The following is a 12,015-nucleotide window of genomic DNA, read 5'->3' on the forward strand; positions in this document are numbered from 1 at the left end:
CAGCGGGTCATCGAACTCCCGGACCTTGAAGCTGTTCAGCGAGCGGACCGCGTCTGCCGCCGTGTAGAGCGGGAGGGCCGGCGAGTGGCTGGCCGAGCCGCGGTGGGTGGCGTTCTTGGCCTCCTCCTCCTGGAGGTACCCGCTGTCCGGCAGGATCAGCTTGCACAGTTCCGCGGTGCCGTCGGTGGCGTAGACGGGACCCTTGAAGCCGTCCCGGACCAGGGCCGGGACATAGCCCGTGTGGTCCAAGTGGGCGTGGGTGAGGACGACGGCGTCGATGGAGTGCGGCGGTACGGGAAACGGGGCCCGGTTGCGTTCCCGACTGCGCTTGTAGCCCTGGAACAATCCACAGTCCACCAGGACGCGGCGGCCGCCGGATTCGAGCAGGTACCGGGAACCGGTCACGGTGTCTGTCGCACCGAAGAACCGCAGGGAAGGCCGGTCGTGTGTCATGGTGCGTTCCGTTCCCGAGTCCGTCACCCCCACCTTCCGCGCAATCGCCCACGCTCCGTAGGGCCGAAAGTCACGGCGCAGCGGAGCCCTGGCCCCCGTGCAGACAGCCCAATGGGACCACCGACTGGCATCGCCAATCGGGCACCGCCGTCCCCGGGACCCGATACCGGGCAGTAGGCTTTTTTGGGGTGGCCGACTTGTCCCGCAGCCGCCGCAAACCACTGCCCCCGGACCCGTCAGCGGCCGGACCCCCTCCCCACGGCAAGGACCAGGCATGAAGCAGAAATCTCTTCCGGAACCACAGGTGCCGGGCCTCCCGTGGGCGGACCGGCCCTGGACCGCCCACTACAGCGACGGCGTTCCGGCCGACCTGGTGCTGCCCACCGGGTCGCTGGTGGACATGGTGGAGGCGTCCGTCCGGCGCTACGGCAGCCGGACGGCGCTGGAGTTCTTCGGGGCGCGGACCAGCTACCGGGAGCTCGGCGCGCAGATCAACCGCGTGGCCGCCGGGTTGCAGAAGCTGGGAGTGGCCGCCGGGGACCGGGTGGCCCTGGTCCTGCCCAACTGCCCGCAGCACGTCATTGCCTTCTACGCGGTGTTGCGCCTGGGGGCCGTCGTCGTCGAACACAACCCCCTGTACACGGACCGCGAGCTGCGCCACCAGTTCGAGGACCACGGCGCCACCGTCGCAATCGTCTGGGACAAGGCCGTGGACCGGGTGCTGCGGCTGCCGGCGGACATTGGCCTCCGCACCGTGGTGTCGGTCGAGCTGATCCCGGCCATGCCGCTGGGCAAACGGCTGGCGCTGCGGCTTCCGCTGCCCTCCGCACGGAAGGCACGCGCCGCCCTGGCCGCCGGGAAGCCGGCGCGCGGAACCCGGGCCGCCGTCGTTCAACGGCAGGTACTGCCATGGCACCGGCTGCTGGACGCCGGGCGGCTCAAGCGGCGCCACCAGCGGCCCGCGCCCGGGGACCTGGCGGTCCTGCAATACACCAGCGGCACCACCGGCGCGCCGAAGGGTGCCATGCTCACGCACGCGAACCTGCAGGCCAACGCCGCGCAAGGCCGCGCGTGGGTACCCGGCCTCCAGGACGGCAAGGAAACCGTCTACGCCGTCCTGCCGATGTTCCATGCCTACGGGCTCACGCTCTGCATGACCTTTTCGCTGAGCATCGGGGCGCGGCTGGTCCTCTTCCCGAAGTTCGACGCCGGCCTGGTCCTGAAGGCGCACCGGCGCTCGCCGGCGACGTTCCTGCCCGCCGTCCCGCCGATCTACGACCGGCTCGCCGCGGAGGCCGCCCGCCGGGGCGTGAGCCTGCGGGGCATCAGGTACTCCATCTCCGGGGCCATGAACCTCCCGGTGGCCACGGTGGAGACCTGGGAAAAGGCAACCGGCGGGAACCTGATCGAAGGCTACGGCCTGACCGAGACCTCGCCGATCTCCATAGGCAACCCCTTCGGCCCGAGCCGCAAGCCCGGCACCGTGGGCGTCCCCTTTCCGCTCACCGACATCCGCGTCGTCGATCCCCGGAACGTCGCCGTCAACCGGGCGCCCGGCGAACGGGGCGAACTGCTGATCCGCGGGCCGCAGGTCTTCGCCGGGTACTGGAACCGCCCGCAGGACACCGAGGAGGCCCTGCTGGAGGGCGGCTGGTTCCGGACCGGTGACATCGTCTCCGTCGACAAGGACCACTTCGTGACCATCCGGGACCGGATCAAGGAACTGATTATCACCGGCGGCTTCAACGTCTCACCCACCGAGGTCGAGGACGTCCTGGCCAGGTTCCCCGGCGTCGCGGAGGTCTCCGTGGTGGGCGTGCCCCGGCCCGGCGGCGGCGAGGACGTGGTGGCCGCCGTCGTGCCCGACGCCGGCGGCACGGTGGACCCCGGCGCCCTGCGGGACTTCGCGCGGGAACACCTGGCAGCGTACAAGGTGCCGCGGCGGGTGGTGGTCATGGAGCGACTGCCGCGCTCGCTGATCGGTAAGGTCCTGCGCCGGGAGATCCAGGCAGCCCTCGCCGAACGCGCGGCCGAATAGCCCGCCCCCTTCGATTACCTGCGGCGCTCCGGTCCGGCTGAGAGTCGAGTCTCACGTGGGCGGGTAGGGTGCGTAGAGGAGTTGTGCCCGCCGCCGGGCTTACGGCGGCGTCTGCAGAAGGGAAGTTGTCGTGGCTCGCAAGACACCTGAGGTACAGGAACCGAACGAAAAGGACCTGGAGGTCGGCGACCGGCCCAAGCACTGGGCGGCCGGAGTTCCCGGCGTCTACCACTCCATGGAGCCGGCGATCAAGCGGATGGGTCCCAACCGGACCCGCAAAACGGTCCTGAAGATGAACCAGAAGGACGGCTTCGACTGCCCCAGCTGCGCCTGGCCGGACCCGCACCACCGCAAGGCGTTCGAGTTCTGCGAGAACGGCGCCAAGGCCGTCACCTGGGAGGCGACGCCGCTGGTGATTCCGTCGTCGTTCTGGGCCGAACACTCGGTCAGCGAACTGCGCGACCGGTCCGATTACTGGCTCGGCATGCAGGGCCGCCTCACCGAACCGGTGTTCAAAGCCGCCGGCGAGGACCACTACACGCCCGTGTCCTGGGATGAGGCAATCCGGATCGTCACGGACAAGCTCCACGGCCTGGCGTCCCCGGACGAGGCGTCCTTCTACACCAGCGGCCGCACCTCCAACGAGGCGGCCTTCCTCTACCAGCTGCTGGTGCGCGGCTACGGCACGAACAACCTCCCGGACTGCTCCAACATGTGCCACGAGTCCTCCGGCTGGGCGATGGGCCAGACCATCGGCATCGGCAAGGCGACCGTGAACTTCGACGACTACGCCGACGCCGACCTGATCATCATCATGGGCCAGAACCCGGGCACCAACCACCCGCGCATGCTGACCGAGCTGGAGAACTGCAAGCACAACGGCGGCGAGATCGTGGCCGTGAACCCGCTCCCCGAGGCCGGGCTGCACCGCTACAAGAACCCGCAGAAGGTCCGCGGCGTGATCGGCCACGGAACCTCCATCGCGGACCAGTTCATGCACATCCGGATCGGCGGGGACATGGCCCTGCTGCAGGCCGTCTCCAAGCGCGTCCTCGACGCCGAGGACCGCAACCCTGGGACGGTTCTGGACCACGCGTTCCTGGCCGAGCACTGCGAGGGCCTGGACGAACTGAAGGAACACCTCGCGCAGCTGGACGAGCGGGAGGTCCTGGAGGCCACCGGGCTGCGCTCCGAGGAGATCGACGAGCTGGCCGCCCGGTACCTGAAGGCGGACAAGGTCATCATCACCTGGGCCATGGGCGTCACGCAGCAGAAGAAGGGCGTGGCCACCATCAAGGAGATCATCAACCTCCTGCTGCTGCGCGGCAACATGGGCAAGCCCGGGGCCGGCGCCTCGCCGATCCGCGGCCACAGCAACGTCCAGGGTGACCGGACCATGGGCATCTGGGAGCAGATGCCGCAGTCCTTCATGGAGGCCCTGGGCAAGGAGTTCGACTTCGAGCCGCCGCGCGAACACGGCGTGGACGCCGTCGAAACCATCAACAAGATGCGCGAAGGCGAGATCAAGTTCTTCATGGCGATGGGCGGCAACTTCGTCGCCGCCGTCTCGGACACCAACGCCGCGGAGGCCGCCATGGCCGGCACGGAGATGACCGTGCAGGTCTCCACCAAACTCAACCGCTCCCACGTGGTGACCGGCGCCGAGGCGCTGATCCTGCCCACGATGGGCCGGACCGAGATCGACATCCAGGAATCCGGCGAACAGTTCGTCTCCGTGGAAGACACCGTCTGTGCCGTGCACCCCTCGTGGGGCAGCGTGGAACCGGTCTCCCACCACCTGCTCTCCGAACCCGCGATCCTCAGCCGCCTGGGCAAGGCGCTGGTGGGCGATAGGATCGCGGCGGACTGGGACGGCTTCGAGAAGAACTACGACCTGATCCGGGACCACATCTCCCGCGTGGTGGGCGGCTGCCAGGACTACAACGAGCGGATCCGCCAGGAAGGCGGCTTCATCCTCGAGAACGGTCCCCGCGATTCGCGCACCTTCGCCACGCCCACGGGCAAGGCTGTGCTGACGGTGAACTACCTCGAACACGTCGAACGCCCCGAGGGCACGCTGATCCTGCAGACCATGCGCTCCCACGACCAGTTCAACACCACCATCTACGGGCACAACGACCGGTACCGCGGCATCAAGAAGGGCCGCCACGTGGTGTTCGTCAACCCGGACGACATCGCCGAACTGGGGCTCGCGGACGGTCTGTACGTGGACATCCACGGCGTGCACGACGACGGCGAGGAGCGGGTGCTGCGCAAGTTCCGCGTGGTCTCGTACCCGACGTCGCGCGGCTGTGCCGCCGCGTACTACCCGGAGGCCAATGTCCTGGTGCCGCTGAACCACACCGCTGAGGGGAGCAACACGCCCATCTCGAAGGCTGTGATCGTGCGGCTCGAGGCCAGCGCGGACCAGGAAGCTGACGGCCCGGGCCGCCTGCACGCCGCTCCCGGTGCGACGGTGTCCGCCTAGCACCCCTCCGGAAAAGCCGGCAGGCCGCGTCCCTTCGGGGATGCGGCCTGCCGGCTGTTGTGTGTGGGTGCGTTGGGTGCGGGCTACTGGGCCCGCTTGGTCCAGCCCTTTTCGTCCGGGCCGCCCTCTTCGCCGTGCTCGCACAGCTCGATCACCTTATCCGCGGCCGCCGTGACAGCCTCGTCGACGCTCTTGCGCCCGTGGGTGGACGCCGTCCCGGCGGCGAAGCCGACGACGAAGGCGCTGACGGCGTCGGCGTGCGGACCCACGGCCTTGACCGATTCGTCGGCGAGTTGCACCAGCTTCTCGTGGTCCACCTCCAGGTCGAGGATTTGGAGGGCCTGGATCAGGCGCGCGCTCCAGTGCCGCAGTGAGCTGTCTTCATCCCGGGGCAAAGTCATGTATTACTCCTCTTCGTCGGTGCTGCATCGGTGCGTCCGTCGTGCGGTGTCCCTCAAGGGGTAGCACCGATCAGGGCGCAAATGAAACGCGACACAGCCCCCGCGCCGGAATGGATGTGCCCCGCGTGCCCGGGCGTAAGCTCATGCCATGGCGAGATTCTTCGATGTCCACCCCGACAACCCGCAGCCGCGCTCCATCACCCAGGTGGTGGAGCTGCTCAAGTCCGGGGGCCTGATCGCCTACCCGACGGACTCCTGCTACGCCCTCGGCGCGCAGCTGGGCAACCGGGAGGCGCTGGACCGCATCCGGGCCATCCGGCACCTGAACGACAAGCACCACTTCACCCTGGTCTGCAAGGACTTCGCGCAGCTGGGACAGTTCGTCCAGATCGACAACGACGTCTTCCGGAGCATCAAGGCGGTGACCCCCGGCAGCTACACCTTCATCCTGCCGGCCACCAAGGAGGTCCCCAAGCGGCTGCTGCACCCGAAGAAGAAGACCGTGGGGGTGCGCATCCCGGACCACACCGTGGTCCAGGCGATCCTGGCGGAACTGGGCGAACCGCTGCTCTCCAGCACCCTACTGCTGCCGGACGAGGAGGAGCCGCTGACGCAGGGCTGGGAGATCAAGGAGCGGCTGGACCACGTGGTCGATGCCGTCATCGACTCCGGCGAGTGCGGCGCGGAACCGACCACCGTGATCGACTTCTCCGGCGGTGCCGCCGAGGTGGTCCGACGCGGCATGGGCGACCCGTCCCGGTTCGAGTAGCCGCACGGGTTCACAGCGTTCGACCCCGGCCCGGCTAGGATCGGGGCATGGCCAGGCTTACCGCACCCGACACCATCTATCACGCCTCCTGGCTGGAGGCCTTTGCGGAGTTCGACGGCGCGCACCAGGATGGCGGCGGGATAGAGCATCGGCCGGACGCGGACCTGGCGGGTTCCGCCGCGTTCGCCGCTTTTGTTGAGGCTCTGCGCCGGGACGCGCGACCGGAGACTCCGCGGAAGCCCGGCTATGTGCCCTGCACGTATCTCTGGATTGTGGAGGGCGGCGACTTCGTCGGTTCACTCGCGGTCCGCCACCACCTGAACGAGTTCCTCCTCAACGAGGTGGGGCACATCGGCTACAGCGTTCGTCCGTCGGCGCGGCGGCGCGGTCATGCCGCGGGCGCCCTGGCGGAGGCGCTGCCGATCGCCCGCGGCCTGGGAATCGAGCGGGCACTCTTGACCTGCGACGAGGAGAACGCTGGCTCCCGCGCCACGATCGAAAGGAACGGCGGCGCCTACGAGGACACCCGGAACGGCAAGCGCCGCTACTGGATCGAGACGGCCTAGCGCTACGCCTGTTCGGCGGTGACGTCGCCGACGCGTCCGTCGGCTCTGAGAGAACGGCGTCGGCCCAGCAACAGCACCAGGGCGGCGACGACGATCACCGCCGCGCCGCCTGCACCCGCTACGGCGCCGGGCGAACTCCACGGTGAGGGCCCGGCGTCGTTCCCGACTCCTGTGCCGTTCCCTACCCCGGCACCGGCCGGGCCCGCAGGAGCGGAGGCCGGTACCGGCGCCGGCGGCGCGTAGCGGGAGACCGACCCGTTGCCCACGCCGGTGCCCGGCGTCGCCGCGATGATGCTGCCGTCCGGGGCCACCGCGAGGTGCCCGGGGCGTCCCTCGGTCGGGATGGTCGAGTCGACGGTCCGCGAACCGGGCTTGATCACGGATATTCCTTCTGCGAGCACACTCGAGACGTAAAGCGTCCCGTCGGGTCCGAGGGCCGCCTCGCTGGGGCCGCCCGGGACATAGATGGTGTAGCCCACCCGGTCCGCCCCCGTCCCGATGACCGCCACCTTGTTCGTGCTGATGTTCGTGACGTAGACCGTGCCGTCCGGGGCGACGGCGATGCCGTGGGGATTCTCCGTCGTACCGGCCACTGCCCCGGTGGGAATCGTGTGGGATGCCGCGGCCTGGCCGGCGGGAACGATCGAGACCGTGCCCTCGATCTGGTTGACCACGTAGGCGGTGCCGTCCGCGCCGACAGCGACTTCCACGGGCCCCACCCCGACGCCGATGACATGGTCCACCGCCGTGCCGCCGGGGGCCAGGACAAGCACCGTCTTGTTATCCGGGTTCGGCACGTACACTTTTCCGTCGGGTCCGACGGCGATGAAGTGGTTGCCCCTCCACACCGGGATGGTCCGGGCGACGGCCGCGGCACCGGGAGGCACGACGCCGATCTCGGCCCCGCCGACGGAGCCACCCTGCTGCTGGGCCACGTAGAGCGTTCCGTCCGGCGCCAGGGCCAGTCCGGCCACGTTGGGGCCGGTCGTGATCCGGCGCGTAGGGCCCGGCTCGCCCGGCGGAATCACCAGGACCCCGCCGAAGCCGTTGTAGCCGCCGTTGTAGCCGCCGATGTACGCGGTTCCGTCCGGGCCAACGATGACGTCGACCGGCGTCCCGCCCGTCGATACCACCTCCGCCGGCGCCAAGGCAGCCGGCGCCGCGGCATCCTGCGCCGCAACGGCCTGCCCTGCCCCGCCGCACAGGGCAGCTCCCACAGCCACAACCGCCAGCCAACGTCCTCGTGCCACCACTACCCCCAAACAGTGGGCCGCCCGGCGCGGCCAACCCCCGAAGCCTACTACCGAAGGGTTTCCCCCGGGCCAATGTCCGCCCCCGGGCTTACACTTAGATTCGAACATATATTCGAACTAAGGTGTGTTGTGGGCGCAATTATCGGACCCCGCGTGATAGACGCGGGCACTTCCCTCCTCTCGGTGCTGATCTCGCCGGTCCCGGTGGCGGCCGGCTATCCCTCGCCCGCGCAGGACTACTTCGACGGCCGCATCGACCTGAACGAGCACCTGATCAAGGACATCACCAGCACCTACGTGGTCCGGGTCTCCGGGGACTCCATGGAGGGCGCCGGGATCAGTGACGGGGACGAACTGATCGTCAACCGGGCGCTGACACCCGTGGACGGATCCGTCGTCGTCGCGGTCCTGGACGGCGAGCTGACCATCAAGCGGCTGAGGATCACCCGCAACGGCGTGGTGCTGCAGGCCGAGAACCCGGCCTACCCGGACATCAGGGTTCCGTCCCTGTCCGAACTCGTGGTCTGGGGCGTCGCCACGCGCTGCCTCCACGTGGTCTAGGCGGCCGTCATGGCCAGGCCCGCTCCGATGCGGCAGCTGCCCCAGATCGCCCACGTGGACGTCAACTGCTTCTACGCGTCCGCCGAGCGGGCATTCAACCCCGCCCTGGAGGGCCGTCCCGTCGTCGTGCTGTCCAACAACGATGGCTGCGCCGTCACACGGTCACCCGAGGCGAAGCAGCTGGGGATTGCCCTCGGCGAGCCGTGGTTCAAGCTCGCCCCACGGGCCAGGGAGTGGGGACTGGTGGCGCTGTCCAGCAATTACGAACTCTACGGCGACATCAGCGCCCGCGTGATGGAGCTGCTGGGCCGCTTCTCCGCCTGGCTGGAGGTGTACAGCATCGACGAGGCGTTCCTGGGGGTCAAGGGCACGCCCGCGGACCTGCTGGAGCTGGGCGGACAGATGAAGGCGGCGGTGCGGCGCAACGTCGGCGTGCCCGTCTGCGTCGGCATCGCCCCCACCAAGACGCTGGCGAAGCTGGCCAACAAGTGGGCCAAGAACAATCCTGCCTTCGACGGCGTCTGCCACTGGGAGTCCGTGCCCGCCGCCGCCCGCGAGCGCCTGATGCGAAGCCTGTCGGTGATCGAAATCTGGGGCGTCGCCACCCGGCTGACCAAGCGGCTCAACGCCCTGGGCATCCACTCGATCCTGGATCTGGCCCGCGCGGACCCGGTGATGATCCGCGACCGGTTCTCCGTGGTCATGATGCGCACCGTCCTGGAACTGCAGGGCATCCCGTGCATCCCGATGGAAGAGGAACGCATCGGACGCGATCAGCTGATCTTCTCCCGCTCCTTCTCCACCCCGCTGACCTCGGCCGCCGGGTTCCGGCAGGTCCTGAGCGTCTACGGGCAGCAGGCCTCCGCCCGCCTCGCCCGGCACGGACTGCAGGCGAAGCTCCTCACCGCGTTCGCTGGCACCTCGCACTTCAACGCCCGGGACGTCTCGTTCCCCACGGTCAGCGTGGTCCTGCCGATGCCGACGGCGGATCCGGTGATCCTGACGCGGGCGGCACATGCCCTGCTGCCCCGCATCGTGGACGGCGTGAAGTACGCGAAGGCCGGCATCATGGTCACCGACCTAAGGCCCACCGGGAACCAGGCACCGCTATCCCTGTTCGAGAATCCGCACGAGGAACGCCACATTGGGAGCCTGGTGGAGGACATCACGCGCCGCTACGGCCGCGGTTCCATCGGGTTGGGCTTCGGCGGTATCCGGGGCGGACCGGACTGGAGCATGAAGCGGGACATGCTCTCCCCCCGCTACACCACCCACTGGGACGAACTCCCCCTGGTCAAGGCCGCCTGACCGCACCGGCCCATCCGCTAAGCTCCCGGCATGCCTTCTTCACTGTTTGAAACGGCCGTCCGGGACGGCGTCGTCCTGAAACCCCTGGAGCCGTGGCACGCCCCGGCCTTCGCCGAACACATGGACCGGGCCCGGGACCACATCCGCCCTTGGGTGGGACCGGCCTTCGTCACCGACACCGTCGAGGGCGCCCGCGCCACCCTGCAGCGCTACGCCACGGCCACCGCCGGCGACGGCGCCCGCATCTACGGCCTCTGGGACGGGGACAGCATCATTGGCGGCGTCATGTTCGTGGCCTTCGACGCGGGCTCGGGCATCTGTGAGGTCGGCTGCTGGCTGGAACCCGGCGCGGTGGGCCGCGGACTCGTCACCCGCTCGGTCGCGCTGCTGATGGAATGGGCCTTCGAGGAACGCGGCATGTGCCGGGTGGAGTGGCGGTGCCGGACCGATAACCTCCGCAGCGTCGCCATCGCCCGGCGGCTCGGCATGCGTTCGGAGGGCGTGCTCCGCAGCAGCTGGGTGTTCGACGGTTCCCGCTACGACAAGGAGGTCTTCTCGATCCTTCGCGAGGAGTGGGACGCTGCCCGCCCGGGGTCTGGCTAGGACGGCGGGCCCCTCGCCGGCGGCCCCGGCCGCCCGCACCGCAATACCCGCCAAAAGGCCCGGCGCCTTCCGCACCGATGAGGAGCAGAATTAGGCAGGTTGCTAGGTCAACTGTTTCGCCGGAGGTGGGTCATGGTCACCGGAAAATGTAGCGTCCTCGCTGCGCTCGCGGCCCTGGTGCTGGGTGTGGCCGGTTGCGGCTCGGGAGGGGGTACGGCTCCCCCGTCCGGCACGTCCGCGAGCGCCGCCATGCCGATGGACACGACGGGCGCCTCAACAAGCACGGGCGCTTCGACCACCACGGCCTCTGCCGGCGCGTCGACGGCGTGGTCCGCCGGGGCCGCCATCACCATCAAGAACTTCGCCTACGGCCCGGCCCTTGAGGTGCCGGCCGGCAGTACCGTCACGGTCACCAACGCGGACAGCGCCGCGCACACGGTCACCGCCGATCAGGGCGGCGCCTTTGATGTCACTGTCAAGGGCAGCGGCGGCACGGCCACCTTCACCGCGCCGGCGACGCCGGGCACCTACACCTATCACTGCACCTACCACCCCAACATGCACGGAACGCTGGTGGTCAAATGAGCGCCACCGCACACCGGGGCGTTGCCGGCCACCGGAGCCGGGGCTTTGCCCTGCGCCTGCTAACGGCCGGCTGCCTAGCCGTCGATGCCGGGGTCCATCTTCACCTCGCGCCCGGCTACCAGGCCGGCTCGCCGCAGGGACTCGGACAGGGCACGCTCTTTGTCCTGGAGGCGGCAGCCGCCGCGCTCGCCGCCGTCGCCGTCCTCTGGCGGGGTTCCCGGGCGGCCTTTGCCTTCGCGTTCCTCGTTTCCCTGAGCGCCTTCGCCGCCGTGGTGCTCTACCGGTACGTCGATATCCCCGCGTTCGGTCCCTTCCCCGCGATGTACGACCCGGTGTGGTTCTGGGAGAAGTCGATCAGCGCCGCCGCGGAAGCCCTAGGCGCCGTTGCGGCGGCCGCGGGGTTCGTCCGGGCCGGTCGGGGACGGACGACGACGGCGGCCCGAGCCTGACGCGGGGCTCAGCAATTTCGGGGCGCAGGGGCCTCAGGGCGCAGGGATCTCACAGTGTCGGGAGCTCAGGGAGTCCGGACTTCAAGGCATCACAGCAGCGGTCCGCACCCGGTCGCGGCGATAGCATGGCCGCATCATGACTGAACTCCGGACCGCCCCGCACCCGGCGGTGGCCGACCTTTCCGTGGCCGCCGTGGCGTACCTTGGCGCCGTCGTCGTGATTGCCGGCCCGTCACTTCCCGACGGCGGGGGCGCCTTCCTCGCGGTGGGCGCCGGCGCCGCGGTGCTGGCCGGAGCTGGCGCAAACCTCCTGGGCCGGGCCGTCCCATCCTGCACCCCCGCGGACCGGGTCACGCTTGCCCGGGCGGTGCTGGTGGCCTGTGCCGCCGCGCTCACCATGTCGGGGCTGCTGACCGGCGGCCCGTCGGGGTTGCCGCTGCTCGCCGTCGGGACGGCGGCCTTCGCCCTAGACGCCGTGGACGGGCCGGTGGCGCGCCGAACCGGGACTGCCTCGGCCGACGGCGCCCGCCTGGACACCTCC

13 protein-coding genes are annotated in these 12,015 nt (G+C 69.7%); 10 read left to right on the forward strand and 3 right to left on the reverse strand.

The annotated features are described in order from the left end of the window. On the reverse strand, positions 1-453 hold a 453-nt coding region (locus ABC337_RS17640), incomplete at its 3' end, for an MBL fold metallo-hydrolase (protein ID WP_412893312.1). Positions 454-727: 274 nt separating this feature from the next. Between ABC337_RS17640 and ABC337_RS17645 the strand changes: the two genes are divergently transcribed. Both ABC337_RS17645 and ABC337_RS17650 read left to right on the forward strand, forming a co-directional pair. Beyond that, positions 728-2,491: a long-chain-fatty-acid--CoA ligase gene (locus ABC337_RS17645; RefSeq protein WP_412882872.1), complete on the forward strand. Its 1,764-nt coding sequence runs from the start codon at positions 728-730 to the stop codon at positions 2,489-2,491. Between the two features lie 130 nt (positions 2,492-2,621). Beyond that, positions 2,622-4,979 (forward strand): FdhF/YdeP family oxidoreductase, encoded by a 2,358-nt coding sequence (locus tag ABC337_RS17650; protein WP_412882871.1) that lies wholly within the window; start codon positions 2,622-2,624, stop codon positions 4,977-4,979. 83 nt (positions 4,980-5,062) lie between these two features. On the opposite strand, the gene ABC337_RS17655 is transcribed toward ABC337_RS17650, so the two are convergent. Continuing rightward, the gene (locus tag ABC337_RS17655; protein ID WP_412882870.1) at positions 5,063-5,380 is read right to left on the reverse strand and encodes a DUF6457 domain-containing protein; all 318 of its coding nucleotides are present in this window, start codon (positions 5,378-5,380) and stop codon (positions 5,063-5,065) included. A gap of 148 nt (positions 5,381-5,528) precedes the next feature. Between ABC337_RS17655 and ABC337_RS17660 the strand changes: the two genes are divergently transcribed. Both ABC337_RS17660 and ABC337_RS17665 read left to right on the forward strand, forming a co-directional pair. After that, on the forward strand, positions 5,529-6,149 hold the full coding sequence (locus tag ABC337_RS17660; protein WP_364137490.1) for an L-threonylcarbamoyladenylate synthase: 621 nt from the start codon (positions 5,529-5,531) through the stop codon (positions 6,147-6,149). Positions 6,150-6,196: 47 nt separating this feature from the next. After that, positions 6,197-6,715: a GNAT family N-acetyltransferase gene (locus ABC337_RS17665; RefSeq protein WP_412882869.1), complete on the forward strand. Its 519-nt coding sequence runs from the start codon at positions 6,197-6,199 to the stop codon at positions 6,713-6,715. Positions 6,716-6,717: 2 nt separating this feature from the next. Here ABC337_RS17665 and ABC337_RS17670 read toward each other — a convergent pair whose 3' ends face one another. Continuing rightward, positions 6,718-7,938, reverse strand: coding sequence for a Vgb family protein (locus tag ABC337_RS17670; protein WP_412882868.1), 1,221 nt, complete (start codon positions 7,936-7,938; stop codon positions 6,718-6,720). A 159-nt stretch (positions 7,939-8,097) separates the two neighbouring features. Between ABC337_RS17670 and ABC337_RS17675 the strand changes: the two genes are divergently transcribed. The 6 genes from ABC337_RS17675 to ABC337_RS17700 all read left to right on the forward strand — a co-directional run. Next, positions 8,098-8,529 (forward strand): LexA family protein, encoded by a 432-nt coding sequence (locus ABC337_RS17675; RefSeq protein WP_364137493.1) that lies wholly within the window; start codon positions 8,098-8,100, stop codon positions 8,527-8,529. A gap of 9 nt (positions 8,530-8,538) precedes the next feature. Continuing rightward, positions 8,539-9,837 (forward strand): Y-family DNA polymerase, encoded by a 1,299-nt coding sequence (locus ABC337_RS17680; RefSeq protein WP_412882867.1) that lies wholly within the window; start codon positions 8,539-8,541, stop codon positions 9,835-9,837. Between the two features lie 30 nt (positions 9,838-9,867). After that, the gene (locus ABC337_RS17685; RefSeq protein ID WP_412882866.1) at positions 9,868-10,440 is read left to right on the forward strand and encodes a GNAT family N-acetyltransferase; all 573 of its coding nucleotides are present in this window, start codon (positions 9,868-9,870) and stop codon (positions 10,438-10,440) included. 132 nt (positions 10,441-10,572) lie between these two features. Then, a complete protein-coding gene (locus ABC337_RS17690; RefSeq protein WP_412882865.1) occupies positions 10,573-11,025 on the forward strand; it encodes a cupredoxin domain-containing protein in 453 nt (150 codons plus the stop codon). Continuing rightward, positions 11,022-11,474: a hypothetical protein gene (locus tag ABC337_RS17695; RefSeq protein WP_412882864.1), complete on the forward strand. Its 453-nt coding sequence runs from the start codon at positions 11,022-11,024 to the stop codon at positions 11,472-11,474. Before ABC337_RS17690 ends, ABC337_RS17695 begins: the two co-directional genes overlap by 4 nt. 136 nt (positions 11,475-11,610) lie before the next feature. After that, positions 11,611-12,015 (forward strand): CDP-alcohol phosphatidyltransferase family protein (locus ABC337_RS17700; RefSeq protein ID WP_412893313.1); only part of this gene is annotated, 405 nt, incomplete at its 3' end.

Source organism: Arthrobacter phoenicis (assembly GCF_047238215.1).
Taxonomy (GTDB): domain Bacteria; phylum Actinomycetota; class Actinomycetes; order Actinomycetales; family Micrococcaceae; genus Arthrobacter.